At 67.5% G+C, this 16867-nt stretch carries 17 protein-coding genes; 9 read left to right on the forward strand and 8 right to left on the reverse strand.

Features of this window, described 5'->3' with window-relative positions:
• Positions 1-88: 88 nt before the first annotated feature.
• Positions 89-1054: a magnesium and cobalt transport protein CorA gene (locus JX001_RS03675; protein ID WP_205682348.1), complete on the forward strand. Its 966-nt coding sequence runs from the start codon at positions 89-91 to the stop codon at positions 1052-1054.
• On the opposite strand, the gene ppc is transcribed toward JX001_RS03675, so the two are convergent.
• Positions 1055-3754, reverse strand: coding sequence for a phosphoenolpyruvate carboxylase (gene ppc, locus JX001_RS03680; protein WP_350354484.1), 2700 nt, complete (start codon positions 3752-3754; stop codon positions 1055-1057).
• 191 nt (positions 3755-3945) lie between these two features.
• Between ppc and JX001_RS03685 the strand changes: the two genes are divergently transcribed.
• Positions 3946-5136, forward strand: a complete 1191-nt coding sequence (locus tag JX001_RS03685; protein ID WP_205683062.1) for a divergent polysaccharide deacetylase family protein — start codon at positions 3946-3948, stop codon at positions 5134-5136.
• On the forward strand, positions 5136-5612 hold the full coding sequence (locus tag JX001_RS03690; RefSeq protein ID WP_205682349.1) for an RNA pyrophosphohydrolase: 477 nt from the start codon (positions 5136-5138) through the stop codon (positions 5610-5612). The genes JX001_RS03685 and JX001_RS03690 overlap by 1 nt, the downstream gene beginning before the upstream one ends.
• Before the next feature lie 49 nt (positions 5613-5661).
• Here JX001_RS03690 and JX001_RS03695 read toward each other — a convergent pair whose 3' ends face one another.
• Positions 5662-6141, reverse strand: a complete 480-nt coding sequence (locus JX001_RS03695) for an Hsp20 family protein (protein ID WP_026108379.1) — start codon at positions 6139-6141, stop codon at positions 5662-5664.
• 271 nt (positions 6142-6412) lie between these two features.
• On the opposite strand from JX001_RS03695, the gene JX001_RS03700 reads away from it, so the two are divergent.
• The 3 genes from JX001_RS03700 to JX001_RS03710 all read left to right on the forward strand — a co-directional run bounded on the left by JX001_RS03700 (position 6413) and on the right by JX001_RS03710 (position 9266).
• Positions 6413-7219, forward strand: a complete 807-nt coding sequence (locus JX001_RS03700; RefSeq protein ID WP_205682350.1) for a class I SAM-dependent methyltransferase — start codon at positions 6413-6415, stop codon at positions 7217-7219.
• 95 nt (positions 7220-7314) lie between these two features.
• On the forward strand, positions 7315-8235 hold the full coding sequence (locus tag JX001_RS03705) for a class I SAM-dependent methyltransferase (protein ID WP_205682351.1): 921 nt from the start codon (positions 7315-7317) through the stop codon (positions 8233-8235).
• Positions 8232-9266, forward strand: a complete 1035-nt coding sequence (locus JX001_RS03710; protein ID WP_205682352.1) for an alpha/beta fold hydrolase — start codon at positions 8232-8234, stop codon at positions 9264-9266. The genes JX001_RS03705 and JX001_RS03710 overlap by 4 nt, the downstream gene beginning before the upstream one ends.
• Positions 9267-9270: 4 nt before the next feature.
• Here JX001_RS03710 and JX001_RS03715 read toward each other — a convergent pair whose 3' ends face one another.
• From JX001_RS03715 to JX001_RS03725, 3 genes are all read right to left on the reverse strand, one after another.
• Entirely contained in the window at positions 9271-9840 is a 570-nt protein-coding gene (locus JX001_RS03715) for a hypothetical protein (RefSeq protein WP_205682353.1), read from the reverse strand.
• A gap of 75 nt (positions 9841-9915) precedes the next feature.
• The gene (gene hisN / locus JX001_RS03720) at positions 9916-10701 is read right to left on the reverse strand and encodes a histidinol-phosphatase (RefSeq protein ID WP_205682354.1); all 786 of its coding nucleotides are present in this window, start codon (positions 10699-10701) and stop codon (positions 9916-9918) included.
• A gap of 70 nt (positions 10702-10771) precedes the next feature.
• Positions 10772-11152, reverse strand: a complete 381-nt coding sequence (locus JX001_RS03725) for a helix-turn-helix domain-containing protein (RefSeq protein WP_205682355.1) — start codon at positions 11150-11152, stop codon at positions 10772-10774.
• A 188-nt stretch (positions 11153-11340) separates the two neighbouring features.
• Between JX001_RS03725 and JX001_RS03730 the strand changes: the two genes are divergently transcribed.
• Entirely contained in the window at positions 11341-11595 is a 255-nt protein-coding gene (locus tag JX001_RS03730) for a GlsB/YeaQ/YmgE family stress response membrane protein (protein WP_017504935.1), read from the forward strand.
• A gap of 143 nt (positions 11596-11738) precedes the next feature.
• Here JX001_RS03730 and JX001_RS03735 read toward each other — a convergent pair whose 3' ends face one another.
• On the reverse strand, positions 11739-12239 hold the full coding sequence (locus JX001_RS03735) for a hypothetical protein (protein WP_205682356.1): 501 nt from the start codon (positions 12237-12239) through the stop codon (positions 11739-11741).
• 156 nt (positions 12240-12395) lie between these two features.
• Between JX001_RS03735 and JX001_RS03740 the strand changes: the two genes are divergently transcribed.
• A complete protein-coding gene (locus JX001_RS03740; protein ID WP_205682357.1) occupies positions 12396-14051 on the forward strand; it encodes a GNAT family N-acetyltransferase in 1656 nt (551 codons plus the stop codon).
• Here the strand turns inward: JX001_RS03740 and hemW are convergent.
• The gene (gene hemW, locus JX001_RS03745) at positions 14048-15208 is read right to left on the reverse strand and encodes a radical SAM family heme chaperone HemW (RefSeq protein WP_205682358.1); all 1161 of its coding nucleotides are present in this window, start codon (positions 15206-15208) and stop codon (positions 14048-14050) included. The two genes, JX001_RS03740 and hemW, sit on opposite strands and share 4 nt — an antisense overlap.
• Positions 15201-15803 (reverse strand): RdgB/HAM1 family non-canonical purine NTP pyrophosphatase, encoded by a 603-nt coding sequence (gene rdgB / locus JX001_RS03750; protein WP_205682359.1) that lies wholly within the window; start codon positions 15801-15803, stop codon positions 15201-15203. The genes hemW and rdgB overlap by 8 nt, the downstream gene beginning before the upstream one ends.
• Before the next feature lie 453 nt (positions 15804-16256).
• Between rdgB and JX001_RS03755 the strand changes: the two genes are divergently transcribed.
• Entirely contained in the window at positions 16257-16862 is a 606-nt protein-coding gene (locus tag JX001_RS03755) for a DUF2975 domain-containing protein (RefSeq protein ID WP_055807460.1), read from the forward strand.
• Positions 16863-16867 lie beyond the last annotated feature (5 nt).

A 16867-nucleotide genomic window follows, 5' to 3' on the forward strand; every position in this document is an offset into this window, starting at 1 on the left:
CGGCCGGCGGAGCGATCCGTCGGCCGTTTCGTTTGGCTGAAACCTGCCCTAGAGCAGGTCGAGACCCGCGCAGATCCCGGAACACCGCATGACCGTCGTCGCCTCCTACGTCTATCGTGACGGTCAGCGCGTACGAGAGGCGCCGCTGACGCCCGAGGGGCTGGCGCTGGAGCCGGGCGAGTTCGTCTGGATCGGCCTTTACGATCCGACGGACGCGGAGATCGAGACCCTGGTCGATCGGTTCAAGCTGCATCCGCTGGCGGTCGAGGACGCCCTGGCGGCGCACCAGATGCCCAAGGTCGAGGTCTATGGTCGCGAACTGTTCGTCGTGGCGCGCACGGCTTTGAAGATCGACGATCGCATCGCCTACGGCGAAACGCACGTCTTCGTCGGCGACGACCATGTGGTCAGCATCCGCCACGGCTCGGCCCGCGCCCACAACCATTTGCGCACACAGCTGGAAGCCTCGCCCCTGCAGCTGAAAAAGGGTCCCGATTTCGTCCTGCACGGCATTCTGGACTTCATCGTCGACGCCTATGCCCCCATCGTCGACGACGTCGAGGACAGCGTACTGGAGATGGAGCAGCGGACGCTGGACGCCTTCCTGTCGCGCCTGGAAATCCGGCGGCTGTTCACCCTTCGCCGCGAGCTGCTGAAGTTCCGGCGCATCCTGGGGCCGATGGAAGAGGTGCTGGGACGGCTTCAGTCGCTGGACCTGCCCTGTATCGATCCGGATGTAAGGCCCTATTTCCGCGACGTGGGCGACCACGTGCGGCGGGTGAACAGCCGGTTGGGGGGATTGAACGACATCCTGTCGTCGGTGTTCGAAGTGGCCAACCTGCTGGAGCAGCAGCGTCAGGGGCTGATCACGCGCAAGCTGGCCGCCTGGGCCGCCATCCTGGCGGTGCCGACGGCCATCGCCGGCATCTACGGCATGAACTTCGAACACATGCCCGAGCTGCGCTGGGAATACGGATACTATGCGGTCTTGGTCGTGATCGCGGCCATCTGCGCGGCGCTGTATGTGACGTTCAAACGGACGAAGTGGCTGTAGTCAGCCGCTGTTTCGCAAGCCCGCCGCCACGCCGTTGATGGCCAGAAGGATGCCTTCGCGGACGCGGGGGTCGTCGTCGCCTGCGCGGCGGCGGCGGATCAGTTCGATCTGGACGTGGTTCAGCGGCTCGACATAGGGCATGCGCAGCCGGATCAGCCGGTCCAGTTCGGGCTGGCCGCCCAGCAGAGCGTCATGGCCGGTGATGGCCAGGATGGCGTCATGGGTGCGCTGCCACTCCTCGCGGATTTCGCCATAGATGCGTGAGGCAAGAGAGGCGTCGGGCACCAGGGTCGCGTAGCGACGGGCGATGGTCATGTCGGACTTGGCCATGACCATCTCCATGTTCTGAACCAGCGTCTTGAAGAAGGGCCAGGCCTCGGCCATCGCCTTCAACTCGCCCATGTCCTTGCCCTGCACCGCCGAGCCGAAACCGAACCAGCCGGGCAGCATGACCCGGCTTTGCGACCAGCTGAACACCCAGGGAATGGCCCGCAGATCCTCGATCCGCGTCGAGGCGGTGCGCGACGACGGGCGCGAGCCGATCTTCAGATCGGCGATCTCGGCGATGGGGGTGGCGGCGCGGTAGTAGTCGACGAAGCCGTCGGTCTCATAGACCAGCTTGCGATAGGCGGCCATCGAACGCGCCGACAGGTCCGACAGGGTCGCGCCGTGTTCGGCGGTGAAGGCGTGGTCCGTCCCCTTACCCAGCGAGGCCAGCATGGCGCCGCAGGTCAGGGCGTCCAGATTGCGAAGCGCGATCTCCGGCTCGCCGTATTTGTTGGCGATGACCTCGCCCTGTTCGGTGGTGCGGATGCGGCCCTGGACCGTGCCTTCGGGCTGGGCCAGGACGCCGGCGAAGGACGAACCGCCGCCGCGCCCGACCGTGCCGCCGCGCCCATGGAACAGTTGCAGCTTCAGCCCGTGCTTCTGCGTCACCTCGACCAAGGCGCGCGAGGCCTCGTGCAACTCCCAGCCCGAGGTCAGGTAGGAGCCGTCCTTGTTCGAATCCGAATAGCCGATCATCACCTCCTGCACGCCTCGCGCCTTGGCGACGGCGAGGGCGGACGGCTCCTGCAGCAGCCGCTCCAGCGTTGGGCGGGCGGCGCGAAGGTCTTCAATGGTCTCGAACAGGGGCGCGGCCTGGATGGGACAGGCGGCGGGGTCTTCGGGTCGGTAGAGACCGACTTCCTTGAGCAGCAGATAGACTTCCAGCAGGTCGGACGCCGCATCCGTCTTGGACACGATATGGGTGCGGATCGCCTGGGCGCCGAAGGCGGCGAGCGCGGTCGCCGCCGCCTGAAGGATGGCGCGTTCCTTCAGCGTTTCCGGTTCATAGTCGGCATAGGGGCTGAACAGCAGGCGCGACGAGGCCAGTTCGGCGGCCAGCACCTTCAGCCGGCCCTCTTCGTCCAGCGTCAGATAGTCGAGTTCGACGCCCGCGACCTTCAGCAGGTCGGAGACGACGCGTTCATGGACGTCGGCATTCTGGCGCATGTCCAGTGTCGCCATATGGAAGCCGAACACCTCGACCGCCGTGATCAGATCGCTGAGCCGGTCGTCGGCGAAGACGCCGCCGTGGTGCCACACCAGGCTGTCGTGAAGCGTCTTCAGATCGGCCTCGAAGGCGTCGGGGCCGGGATAAGGTTCAGCCTGGACCGCGGGGCGACGGGGCGGTGGAGCGTCGCCCAGCTTCTCGTGCGTGGCGGCGAGGCGGGCATAGACGCCGGTCAGGGCGCGACGATAGGGCTCGTCCGCGCGGTGGGGCGACGGATCATGGGCGGCGTCGGCCAGGGCCTGAAGCGCGGGCGACACCTGGGCCAGTTCGGCGGCGAGGCTGAGTTCGGCGCCCAGGGCGTGCACCTCCTCCAGATAGAAGGTCAGCACGGCCCGCGCCTGGGTGCGGAAGGCGGCGGCCATCACCGTGGCGTCCACGTTCGGATTGCCGTCGCGGTCGCCGCCGACCCAGGTGCCGACGCGCATGAAGGGCCTCAGCTCGGGCGCCTCCAGCAACCGCCGCCAGGCCGACAACTGCTTGGGCGCGACGTGCAGGAAGATGCGGTCCAGGAAGGAGACGACGGTGTCGATCTCGTCCTGCACCACCAGGCCCTGGGTGCGGACCAGGCGCGTGGCCCACAGGATGACGATCTGGCGGCGCAGCGGTTCGGCGATGGCGTCCAGGGTGCAGGCGTCGCCGGCCTTGTCGCAGGCGTCCAGCAGGTCGGTGATGGCGGCGATGCGGTCGATGACGCTCTTGCGCCGGACCTCGGACGGGTGGGCGGTCAGGACGGGCGAGATCAGCGACTGATCCAGCAGGGCGCGCACGGCCTCGCGGTCCACGCCCTGGTCGGCCAGACGCTTCAGCGCGCCTTCCGGCGTGTCGGGCCGGGCGCCGGCTTCGGCCTGGCTCTGGGCGCGACGGCGGGTGGAGCGGTCCTCGGCGATATTGGCCAGCAGCGAGAACAATGCGAAGCCGTGCGCCAGACCGGCCGCCTGATCCACCGACATCGCGGTCAGCAGCTTCTCCAGACGCTTGGCGGGGTGCGAAGCCGGGTCGCGGTGATAGGCGATCGAGGCCTGTCGCACCGCCTCGACATGGTCGAACAGGGCCTGACCGCCCTCGTCGCGGATGATGTCGCCCAGAATGCCGCCCAGCAGTCGAACTTCGTCACGCAGGGCGTCGTCGGCGGCGGGGCTCATCATCTCATATATCCTGGGTAGGCGCGGGGAGGTCGGCATCTGGAAGGGCGAAGTCGCCCGCGTCAACGCACGATCCGTGACAGCCGCTCCCAGAAATCACCGCGTCGATCATGGTGAACCGCCCGTTAGGGTTTCTTAACCGACGGCGCCCGATGATGCGGGCGTAGGATTCCAGATCGGTTCCACTCTTGCCCATGTTCGCCAAACGCCAATCCGCACTCGCCGCCACCGCCGGGACCGCCCCGCGCGGCAAGGACGGCCCGAGCCTGAAACCTGTCGTCGACGCCCTGAAGAAGCCGCCGGTTGCCGCAGGTCTGGCGGGCTTGCTTCTGCTCAGCACCAGCGCCCTGTTCCTGACGGTGCTGGGTGATCCCAAGGCGGGAACACCCTCGGCCCATGTCGCGCTGGAACGCGAGGCGCCCGCAGCGCGAGCGCCGGCGCCGACGGGCTTCGAAGCCTTCTCCATGGGCGCGATGGGGCTGTATCAAAATCTGGCGGGCGGCGCCGATCCGGCCGCAGGCGGCGACGCCGTCATCACCCTGCCGGACGGCGGCAGCGTCTCGGGTCAGGGCGCACCCATCACGGCGCCGGTCCACGCGGCCTCGCCCTTGGCCAAGGCGCCCATCGCCGGCCTGTCGCAGCCCGGATCGAACGGTCCCCTGCCGATGATCGCGCCCGACGGCCGCGTGCCGGCCCAGGCCTATGCTCGCCCGTTCCGTCCGAACGGCAAGCCGCGCGTGTCGCTGATCGTCGGCGGGCTGGGCCTGAACGCCGTCACCACCCGCGCGGCGATCGAACGCCTGCCGCCGGAGGTCACGCTCAGCTTCGTGCCCTATGCCGACAATCTGCAGGGCTGGATCGACCAGGCGCGCGCGCAGGGCCATGAGGTCATGCTGGAAATGCCGATGGAGCCGACCGGCTATCCCGACAACGACCCCGGCCCCTATACGCTGCTGGCCGACGGCGGCGCCGACGACGTAACCGCCAAGATGGACTGGCTGCTGAGCCGCGCCACCGGCTATTTCGGCGTGACCAACTATCTAGGCGACCGGTTCGCCGGCTCGGACACGGGCATGAACGCCTTCCTGAGCGTCCTGCGCCAGCGTGGCGTCGCCTTCCTGGACGACGGCTCGTTCCAGCGTCGGCCGGGCGCCTGGGCGCGGGCCAGCGCGGACCGCGTCATCGACCGGACCCAGTCGCCCGCCGCCATCGTCGCCGCCCTGAATGGTCTGGAGGCCCAGGCCAAGCTGCGCGGTTCGGCCCTGGGGGCCGGCTTCAGCTATCCGGTGACGGTCGAGGCCGCCGCCCGCTGGACCGCCGGTCTGGAACAGCGCGGCCTGCAACTGGCGCCGGCATCGTCCCTGTCGATGCGGCCGGGGCGCTAGTGTCCGATCTCGACGCCTATCGGCCCAATGTCGGGGTCGTGCTGTTCAACCGCGAGGGTCTGGTCTGGTACGGCCAGCGGCACGCCACGCCCGGCCCGCATAACTGGCAGTTCCCGCAAGGCGGCGTCGATGCGGGTGAGGATCTGGAAGCCGCCGCCCGCCGCGAACTGCATGAGGAAACCGGCGTCACCTCGATCGAACTGCTGGCGCGGACGGACGACTGGATCCTGTACGACTTCCCGCCCGAAGCCATGAACAACGCCAAGGCCTGGCGCGGTTTCAAGGGGCAGAAGCAGCAGTGGTTCGCGTTCCGCTTCACCGGCGACGAGTGCGAGATCGATCTTGCGGCCGACGACGAGGTCGAGTTCGACGCCTGGCGCTGGGGGCCGTTGTCGGACGCCTGCGACCTGATCGTGCCGTTCAAACGGCCGGCCTATGAACAGGTCGTCGCCGCCTTCTCGCACCTGGCGGCATAGAAAAAGGGCGGCGCGAACGCCGCCCTTTCATAGTTGGCCTTGAAACGGCTTAGGCCGCTTCAGCCTTCTTCTCCGCCTGGCCTTCGATCAGCGGCTGGCCGGCGCCGATTTCGATACGGCGGGGCTTCAGCGCCTCGGGCAGTTCGCGCTTCAGCGAGATCGACAGCAGACCGTTGACCAGATTGGCGTCGTTGACGACGACATAGTCGGCCAGCTGGAAGCGGCGCTCGAAATCGCGCTCGGCCAGGCCGCGATGCAGATAGGTCTTCTGCGTCGCCGTATCGTCATTGGCGGTCTTGCGGCCGGTTACGGTGAGCAGGTTTTCCTTCACCTCGATGTTCAGCTCGTCGGGGCTGAAGCCGGCGACGGCGATCTCGATGCGATAGGCGTTCTCGCCCGTGGTCTCGATGTTGTAGGGGGGATAACCCGTATCCTGGCTGGTCGCGCGCGAGGCGTTTTCCAGCAGATTGGCCAGACGGTCGAAGCCGACGGCCGAACGGTACAGCGGGGTGAAATCATAGGTACGCATCAGCATCCTCCTGAGGATCAGCAAGGTTGAGCCGCCCGGCGTTTTGGCCCGGACGGTGGGAGATCAGATCGACGACCCGAAACCGGCGCCATCAGTCTGGAGAACCCGAAATCGGCGTCCTCGGAAGCAAAGATGGGAACCGGCGAAACGGCGTCAAGGGCGCCGCCCGCACGATTTTGCTTGCGTCAAATCCGCCTGTGTCTCGCGAAGTTCATTTGCGCGGGCGGTCCGCCTGCCTATGGAGAACGACCTGAACCTGGAGCCCTCGATCATGCGCCTTGCCGTTTACGGCCTCGCCGCCGTCCTGCTGTCCGCCGCCCCCGCCCTGGCCCAACAGTCGCCCCAGACCCAGGGCGCGTGGACGCCGCCGCGCTCGGCCCTGTCCAGCGCCATGCCGACCTTCTCCGACGACACGGCCTTGCAGACCGCCATCTCCGCCGAGAGCCGGCCCGCCGCCGACCGGGCGCGCGACGTCTATCGTCATCCGTATGAATCCCTGACCTTCTGGGGCCTGACGCCGGGCATGACGGTGGTGGAGATCGAGCCGGGCGGCGCCAGCTGGTGGCGTCACATTCTAGAGCCCTATGCGGCGGCGACCGGAGGTCGCTATGTGCCGGTCAATCGCCCGCTGGAAAGCATGGGCGTGGCGGATGGAACCGCCGACTTCATCCTGGTGGCCCGCGCCTTCCATAACTGGTCGCGCGACGGCCGGACCCAGCCGTATCTGCAGGCCTTCTTCAAGGCCTTGAAGCCCGGAGGCGTGCTGGCCGTCGAACAGCACCGCAGCGCGGAGGGTCTGAATGTCGCTGACGTCGCCTCCACCGGCTATGTGCCCGAAAGCTACGTGATCCATGAGGCGCGCAACGCCGGCTTCGTGCTGGAGGCGCGCAGTGAGCTGAACGCCAATCCCAAGGACGACCACGATCACCCGTTCGGCGTCTGGACCCTGCCGCCCATCCGCCAGTCGGCCGCGCGCAACGATCCGTCGGGCCGCACCCTGACGCCCGACGAACGCGCCGCCTTCGACGCCATCGGCGAGAGCGATCGGATGACCCTGCGTTTCCGCAAGCCCGAATAGGCCGTCTTGCGTTTTGACCGGACCTGCGAACCCGATTAAGCCCAAGGCGTCAGGGTGCGTCGGACGCGGGTCCCGGCATCCTGCGGAGGTTTTGAATGGCTGATCGTCTGGCGAGCGCGAGCGGATTGTCGCGTCGGTTTTTGCTGAGCGGCGCTGCGGCGCTGGGGCTGACCGGCGTGGCGGCTTGCGGGCGCAAGGACGAGGCCGCAAAGGCGCCCGCCGCGCCGCCCACGCCCGCGGGGCCGCCGGAAGGCTCGCTGGAATGGGCGGTTCAGGGATCGTGGCGCTCGGCCCAGGACAAGGCGCGCGCCGCCTTCCGTCACCCGATGGAGACGCTGCGTTTCTTCGGTCTTCAACCCAAGATGACGGTGGTGGAGTTCTGGCCCGGCAGCGGCTGGTACACCGAAATCCTGGCCCCCTATCTGACCAAGGGGGCGGGAACCTATGTCGCCGCCCTGTTCCCCGAGGGGCCGACCGCCGATCCGGCGCAGGCCGTGCTGAACACCGCCTTCCGCACGCGATTCTCCAGCGACAAGAGGCTTTATGGCGAGCCGCAGTTTTCAGTCTTCGGCGCGGGGTCCGGTCCGGTGATCGCGGCGGGCACGGCCGAGATGTGCCTGTTCATGCGAACCCTGCATGGCTGGATGGCGGCGGGCATTGCGGAAAAGGCCTTCGCCGACGCCTTCGCCGCCCTGCGCCCCGGCGGCATCCTGGGTGTCGAGCAACATCGACTGTCCCCAGCGGAGGATCAGGATCCGGTCGCGGCCAACGGCTATGTCCAGGAAGCCTTCGTGCGCCAGTTGGCGGCCGAAGCGGGCTTCGTCTTCGTCGAGGCGTCCGAGATCAACGCCAATCCGGAAGACACCAAGGATCACCCGTTCGGCGTCGACACCCTGGCGCCCACGCGCCTGACCGCGCCGCGCGGCGAACCGGCTGACCCCGCCTTCGACCGATCCAAATACGACGCGATCGGCGAGAGCGATCGCATGACCTTGAAGTTCAGGAAGCCCGAGTGAACCGCGCCCAAGCCTTCGCCGCCAACGCCCCGCTGATGGGGGTTCCTGGCGCCGCCCCGCCGCCCGGCGGAAAGGGCGACTGGTTTCGCGGCGCAGGCGGAATGCGCCTGCGCGCCGGGCTGTGGAAGCCGTTTCATCTCGCTGCGGACAAGGTGCGCGGCACCGTCGTGCTCAGCCCCGGCCGCACCGAGCCGATCGAGAAATACTATGAGGTGATCGGCAACTTCCTGGCGCGCGGCTGGTGCGTGCTGACCCACGACTGGCGCGGCCAGGGGCTGTCGGCGCGGCTCTTGCCGGATCGGCTGAAGGGGCACGCCCGTGCGGTCGAGGAGTTTCTGGACGACTACAACCGCCTGCTGAACGCCTATGAGGACCAGTGCCCCAAGCCCTGGATCATGGTCGGTCACTCGATGGGCGCGTGCCTGAACCTGCTGTCGCTGGAAAGCGGCGAGGACCGGTTCGCCGGCGCGGTTCTGTCCAGTCCCATGCTGCGCATCAAGACCGGCAAACGGTCGATGTGGTCGGTCAAGCTGGTGGTGCGCTGGAACATTCGCCATGGCCAGGCGGGCGACTATATCCTGGGCGACCCCGACGATCCGTTCGACCACAACTTCGCCGAGGACGCCCTGACCTCGGACGAGACCCGCTATGAGATGTGGCGTCAGCAGCTTTACGCCTGCCCGCATCTGGCCATCGGCGGTCCCACCTATGGTTGGCTGGCCTTTGCGCTGGACGCCGGCGAGCGCGCGCTGAAGCCTAAGGCCCTGAAGGCAGTCAAGGCGCCGGTCGTGATCGTCCAAGCCAGCGCCGACGACGTGGTGTGGAAACAGACCAACCAATGGGCCGCCAAACGCATCCCGCGCGGCCGCTACGTCGAGGTCGCCGGCGCCAAGCACGAGGTCATCATGGAGGCCGACGACCTGCGCGCGGTCTTCCTGAACGAATTCGACGCCATGGCCGATTTGGTCGCGCCTGCGGCGGACGCGGTCACGGACCCGGCGGCGACGACTGCGGACGGGACGGCGGGCTGATCGTTCAGGCGGCGGTTTCGGCGCGCCAGCGTCGGTCGATCGTCTGAGTGACGCCGCATAGCTGCAGGAAGGCGACGGCGACGCCGGGTCCGGTCTCGGCCTTCACCAGAAGGGGAAGAACGATCCACTCGCGCGGGAAGCGCATGACCATCACGTCGTCGCTGGCGCGCAGGTGCGGGCAGTATTTCATCGAGCGGTCGACGCAGCGACGGTGCAGGGGCGCGATCGAGCCGGCGTCGATCATGACCCGGTCGTCGGCGATGTCGGCGCGAACCTGACCGCCGCGCGCCCTGAGCTGACCGGCGCATCGTCGCGCGGCGATCTGGGTCCAGCGATCGCCTTCCTCAGTCGGCTCGCCGCACATAGGGCACAGCATGCGCGCGACCGTGAGACGTTGTCGGACCAGATGGTTCTTTGAATATTGCGGCTTGCCGGCGCCGGGCGCGCTGGCCTGCATCAGGGCGAGACGACCGCCGACGGTTCGGCATGGTGCGGCGCCCGTAATCTCTTCTCCGGTCCAGCTCGTGACCCAGGGCACGTCGACGCCGACAACCAGTTTGGACTGCCCAGCCATCGAAATCCGTCCCCTCAACCGTCCGCACCCTGACGCCGTCTCTCGACCTGCGTCAATATGCGCCAGCTCGTAGGTTCAGGCGGCCGCGCGTTTCAGCGTCACCAGCGCCTGGTCGATCAGGCGCGCGTCGCCGACGGCCAGGACCTGGCCCCTGTCGTCCGGTGCCGCGCCGCGCCAGTTCACCACCTTGCCGCCCGCCGCCTCGATGACAGGCACGAGGGCGGACCAGTCCCAAGGCTTCAGGCTGGTCTCGGCGACCAGATCCATCTTGCCCGCCGCCACCATGGCGTAGGCGTAGGCGTCGCAGCCGAGGCGCGCCAGGCGGGCGGTCGCACGCACCTGGGTCCAAGCGCCCAGTTCGGCGCCGTTGAAGATGTCGGGGTCCGTGGTCGAGATGACGGCGTCGGTCAGCGTCTCGCAGGACCGCACGGCAAGCGGCGTCTCGACATCGCCGCGCAACAGGCGCGCGCCGGACGGGCCGCCGATGTAGATTTCGTCCAGATAGGGCTGGGCGATGACGCCGACGGTCGGCTTGCCGGCCGTGCAAAGGGCGATCAGCGTGGTCCACAGCGGCAGGCCTGAAATGAAGGCGCGGGTGCCGTCGATGGGATCCAGCACCCAGACGTGCTCGGCGTCCGGCCGATCCTCGCCATACTCCTCGCCGATGACACCGTGGTCGGGATAGCGGGCGGCGATGAGGCGGCGGATGGCGGCCTCGGCCTGTTTGTCGGCTTCCGTGACGGGATCGAAGCCGGCCGCGCCGCCCTTGTCCTCATGCCCGAGGTCCGAGCGGAAGAAGGGCAGGGTCACGCGCGCGGCTTCGCGCGCCAGTTCGATGGCGAAGGCTTCGTATTCGGTCATGAGGCTCCCTTACCGCGCTTTCGCCGGCATGGGCGCCCCTTGAGACGTGCAGATCGGGCAGACGCGCAGATCAGGCGGCGGCCACGTCGCCCGCATGCAGGGACTTGGCCAGATCCAGCAAACGCCGGCGGGGCCGTTCGTCCAACTGATAGTAGGCCTGAATCAGATCCAGCGTTTCCTTGCGCGAAAAGACTTCACCGCCCTTGGGCGTCGGTGCGTCGGCCTCCATCGCCTCGGCCAGGCCATCGTAGAAATAGGCGACGGGCGTTTCCAGCGCCTCGGCCAACTGCCACAGGCGCGCGGCGGAGATGCGGTTGGCGCCGCATTCGTACTTCTGAATCTGCTGAAAGCGGATGCCGACCTGAACGGCCAACTGCTGCTGGGTCAGACCCAGCAGGCGGCGACGGCGGCGCAGGCGCCGGCCCAGATGAAGGTCGATGTCGTCGGCCATGACGGTGATCCTCGTCTCAACGTCTGTCCCGATGCGGGACGACACACGTCGATCACGGCAATCGCCGTGCCGGATCGCGCCTAAGGCGAATTCGACCTTATTGCGGCAAGGTTTGAACGAGGACGCAACCGTATGGCCCGAGCCGCATTTACTGCAACAGCTTGGCTTTTAAAGGAAGGAACCACAGCATGGGTCTCGGAATCATTGGTTGGCTCGTCATCGGCATCGTCGCCGGCTGGCTGGCTGAAAAGGTCATGGGCCGCAATCACGGCCTGCTGACGAACCTGATCGTCGGCGTCGTCGGCGCCCTGATCGGCGGCTTCATCGCTGCAAACGTCTTCGGTACGCCGGTTGGCGGCTTCAACTTCGTCACGCTGATCGTGGCGTTCCTGGGCGCCTGCCTGCTGCTGTTCCTTCTGGGACTGGTCAAGCGTCGCGCTTGATCCGACAGTAGGTCGATAAGGAAAAGGGCGGCTCTCGCTAGCCGCCCTTTTTGCTGCGTCACTGTCGGGGCTGGATTGCGGGCAGACGAAAGGGCGGCCGGGAAACCCGACCGCCCTTGATCATCCAGCCTTGGAAGACTGTCTTATTGCGGCTCGGTCGGAGCCGGCGTGGCGCTGTCCGGGGCGGGAGCAGCCGGTTCGGTGGTCGCCGGTTCGGTCGGTTCTGTCGGTTCAGCAGCAGGTTCCGCGGTCGGCGCGGGAGCGGCGGCCGGATCAGCGGCGGGGGCCGCCGGGGCGCCGGCGATCGGAGCGGCGGCGTCGAACTCGGCCTTGGTGTACGCCACCACGACGCCGGTTCCTTCCTGGCGGATTCCGCTCAGCGGCACGGCGCGAAGCTGGCCGTCGGCGCCGCGAACGGTGAGTTCCTGCTTGCCTTCGGCGTTGTTCTGAACGCCTTCAAGCTTGCCCAGCTCGCCATCAGGACCGGAAACGCTCGATCCGGGGTTCAGCGACAGCGATTGCTGCGAGGACGCAGCGGCGGCAGGCGCGGCGGCGGGAGCGGGCGTGGTTTCTTGCGCCAGAGCCGGCGCGGCGGTCATGAAGGCGGCGGCGGCGCCAGCCAGAAGAGCGGTCTTGATGGTCATGGGAGACTATCCCCTGTTACACGGGCCCGACGCCCGCACCCCTATATACTCCCCCTGTTACGGATTGTTTCGTGTGCCCCGAAATGACCTTGGCAGCGCCCCGGTTGGACGATTCTTGGTCTATGTTCGGGCGATCCGCGATTCGAGAGGCCACGTTTGTCCAGCCGCCCCCGGCATACATCCGGTCTGATCCGCCGACTGGCGGGACTGGCCTTCGAGCTGACGCCTCAGATCTTTGCGGTGCTGGCCTTTGGCGCAGGCGCGCTGATGCTGGCCTCTGCGGTGACGCCAGAGTTCGACGGTCGACTGCGTCAGCTGACCGGCGTGGTGTCCCCGATCCTGATCGACCTGTCGCACTTTGTCGGCAGCATCGCCGGTTTCCTTCTTCTGCTGTTGTCGGCCGGTCTGTGGCGGCGTCGGCGCGGCGCCTATTGGGCGGCCCTGCTGGTCCTGGCGGCCGGGGCGGTGTTTTCGGTGCTGAAGGGTTTGGACTGGCAGCAGGCGACGGATCTTCTGGTCGTCGCCGCCCTGCTGGCGCCGTGCCGCACGGCTTTCAACCGGCGCTCGCGGCTCAGCGAGCCGCTGCGGCCCAGCTGGCTGTTGCTGCTGACGGCGGTCGTGGCGGCCATGCTGTGGCTGGGCTTCTTCGCCTATCGCGACGTGGCCTATAATGACGAGCTGTGGTGGCGCTTCCTCAGCGATCGTCAGGCGTCGGGTTTCCTGCGGGCCGGGCTGGTTCTGGCGATCCTGACGCTGGTCGTGGCCGGGCGCTCGCTGTTGAGTTCGCCGGGCGCCCACAGTCACGGCCCGGCCAGCAAGGCTGACATCGATCGCGCGCTCCAGGCCTTGCGGGCGGCGAATATGGCGACACCAGAGGCCTGGCTGGCCATGCTGGGCGACAAGGCGCTGATGTTCAGCCCGTCGGGTTCCAGCTTCCTGGCCTATCGCGTGCGAGGCCGGCGCTGGATCGCCATGGGCGAACCGGCAGGGCTCAAGAGCGAACGGCTGGAGTTGCTGTGGTCCTTCACCGAAATGGCCGACAGCTATGGCGGGGCGGCGGTCTTCTATTCGGTCAGCGAGGAGGTGCTGGGCGACCTGGCGACCATGGGGCTGGCGGTGCGAAAGGTCGGCGAAACGGCCGTGATCGACGCCCACCGGTTTTCTTTGGAGGGCAAGGGCAAGCAGAACCTGCGCACGGCCATCAATCGCGCCGAGCGTGAAGGCTCCTCGTTCGATGTTCTGCCGCCCGGTTCGGCCGCAGCGATCGCGGACGAGCTGCGCGAGATTTCCAACGCCTGGCTCGCCATGCACGAGGGCTCGGAGAAATCCTTCTCCTTGGGACGCTTCGACGTCGACTATCTGGACCTGACGCCGCTGGCGGTGGTCAAGGAGGGCGGTCGCATCGTCGCCTTCGCCAATCTGCTGACCTCGCCGGACGAGGCGGCGGTGGATCTGATGCGGCATCGGCCGGACGCGCCGCATGGGGTGATGGACTATCTGTTCATCCGCTGCGCCCAATGGGCCAAGGCGGAGGGGCTGGCCAGCTTCGACCTGGGCATGGCGCCGCTGGCGGGGCTGGAGGATCGTCGCATCGCGCCGGTCTTCGCTCGCGTCGGCGCCCTTGTGTTCGAAGAGGGCGGGGCGCTGTACGGCTTCCAGGGTCTGCGCAGCTACAAGGCCAAGTTCGGCCCGGACTGGCGCTCGCGCTTCATCGCCGCGCCGGTTTCGACGCCGCTGCCGCTGGCCCTGCTGGACGTCGCTTTGCTGACCAGCGGCGGCTGGCTGGGAATGCTGGGGCTGAAGAAGGCCTAGGTCAGCAGCGCCTTCAGCACGCCATCCAGCACCGGGCGGCCGCGCTCGGTGGCGATCAGTCGCTCGGCCTTCAGCATCAGGAACCCGTCGGCGATCAGGTCCGCGACCGGCGCGCATTCAGCCGACAGGCCGAGCGCCGACAGCAGGGCGACAGGCGCGCCTTCGGTGGTGCGCAGGGCCAGCAGCAGCCGTTCTTCGGCGGCGTCGGCTGCAGTCTGGGCGTCGCGCTCGGACCAAGGCGTGAGGCCCGAGACGCCCGCCACATAGTCGGCGATGCGGCGGTGGGCGACGGTCGCGGTCCTGACGCCGTCCAGCGTCAGCCGGCCATGGGCGCCGGGGCCGACACCCAGATAGTCGCCGCCGCGCCAGACATGCAGATTGTGCGACGACCGGGCGGCGGGACCGCGCGCATGGTTGGAGACCTCATAGGCTTCGAAGCCGGCGGCCGAGAGGACATCCTGGGTGGTTTCGTAGAGAGATGCGGCCCGGTCCTCGTCCGGCGGGGTCAGGGTTCCGCGTGCGAAGGCCCGACCAAAGGCGGTCGTCGGCTCTATGGTCAGCTGATAGGGCGAGACGTGTTCGAACCCGAGCGCCAGCGCCGCCGTCAATTCGGCGGCCCAATCTTCAGGCCTCTGGTCCGGGCGGGCGTAAATCAGGTCGATGGACAGACGGTCGAAGGCGCGGCGGGCCAGATCGACCGCGCGCAGGGCCTCGGCCGCCGCATGGTCGCGACCCAGAAAACGCAGGGCGGCGTCGTCCAGCGCCTGAACCCCCATCGACAGGCGGTTGATCCCGGCGTCGGCCAGGGCGGCGAACCGGCCGGCCTCGGCGTCCGTGGGATTGGCCTCCAGCGTGATCTCGATGTCGCCGGCGGGCGGGAACAGGTCGCGGGCCGCCGCCACGATCCGCGCGACGGCGTCGGGCGCCATCAGCGACGGCGTGCCGCCTCCGAAGAAGATCGAGGCCAGCCGTCGCGGGCCTGTCAGATCTCTCTGGGCGCACAGGTCGGCCAGGATCGCCTCGACCAGCCCGGCCTGTTCCTCGGTGCGCCCGCGATCGCGCACGACGTTGAAGTCGCAGTAGGGGCAGATGCGTGCGCAATAGGGCCAGTGGACGTAGAGGCCGACGTCCGATCCCGGATCAAGCGGATCAGTCAATCAGGGCGGCTCTCAGCTTGGTGAAGGCGACGGTGCGGTGGCTGATGGCGTCCTTGGCCGCCGGCTCCATCTCGCCAAAGGTCCGGTCGCCGCCAGTCGGAATGAAAAGCGGGTCGTAACCAAACCCCCGATCCCCGCGTGGGGGGAAGGTCAGCTGGCCGTGAACCTCGCCCTGGACCACGACGCAGGGGCCGTCCGGCCAGGCGACCGCCAGGGCCGAGGTGAACCAGGCGGTGCGGTCCGTCGCGCCGATCTCTTCCAGCCGCTCCTCGACCTTCTTCATGGCGACGGCGAAATCCTTGCCCGGCCCGGCCCAGCGCGCAGAGAAGATGCCCGGCGCGCCATCCAGCGCCGCGACCGACAGGCCGGAATCGTCGGCCAGCGAAACCTCGCCCGACAGTTCCGCCGCGTGGCGCGCCTTCAGCATGGCGTTGCCGGTGAAGGTGCTCTCCGTTTCGTCGGGTTCGGGCAGGTTCAGCTGGCCGGCGGTGACGAGTTCGTAATTTCCGCCGAGCAGCGCCGAGATTTCTGGAACCTTACCGGCGTTATGCGTCGCCACGACGATCCGCATCCCTTTGATAAGCTTGAGATTCATCGTCGATCAGGCTCCTGAAACAGTCTATTGCCAAAGTTTAATATCGTTAAACGATATGTAACGTGCCTTTTTCGCCCGCACGGCCTATCTATTGATCGTCAGGAACGAGGTCGCAGCGTTCAGGACTTCCGGAAAACCGGGAACGATCATGCGGCTAACAAATCCAAACGGCGATAATCGCCTAAACAAGAAAGACGGAGAACCACAATGCATACGATGAACACCTCGATGTGGCTCGACAAGGTCGGCGCTGCTTTTGTCAGCACCGTTCTGATCGCCGCCCTGCCCACCGCCTTGGTCGTCACCCTGTTCCAAGCTCTTTGATCCCTCTCTTTTCGATCACTGGAGCTTTGACGACCTGCATGAAGACCGCGATGTATAGAGCCGCGCGCGGGTTCGCCGGACCCCGCGTGGCCATCGCCCCGCCTTCCCCGGCTTGAGATCAAAAAGACCATGCGCCTGCCCCTGCCGCCAAATCCGCTGAAGCGAGGCGAGGCAAGCGTTCCGAACTGGCTGGGCGCGCCGATCAAGGCGCTCGGCCCGGGTTCGGTGTCCAGCGTGCTGAAGGTGGTGCTGGACGTCGCCTATATCCTTCTCTGGCTGATAACCGGTGTCCTGCTGCTGCTGGTCATCGCCGCGATCTTCATTCCCCTGGACAATGTGAACATCACCGTCAGCGGGGATTCCGGCGGCAAGCAACTGCCGCTGACGCGCACCCTGCTGCTGTTCGGTTTGGGCGCCGCGACCGCCTATTTCGGCGGGTTCATGCTGATCCTGCGCAGCCTGCGCCGCATCATCCGCACCCTGACCATGGGCGACCCGTTCCAGCCCGATAACGTCCGTCGCCTGCGCCAGATCGGCCTGACCCTGGCGGTCGTGACCGGCGGCGTCTGGGTGGCCCAAGGCTTCGTCGCCAAGCGGCTGGCGCCCGGCGTCATGGATCCGCAGGGCTTCGGCGAACTGCTGACCCCCATCTTTTCCGTGCTTATCGTCTTCGTGCTGGCGGAGGTGTTCCGCGAGGGCGCGCGCCTGCGTCGCGAATCCGAACTGACGATCTGAGCCGT

The sequence above is a fragment of the Brevundimonas fontaquae genome, from assembly GCF_017086445.1.
GTDB classification, from domain to species: Bacteria; Pseudomonadota; Alphaproteobacteria; order Caulobacterales; family Caulobacteraceae; genus Brevundimonas; species Brevundimonas fontaquae.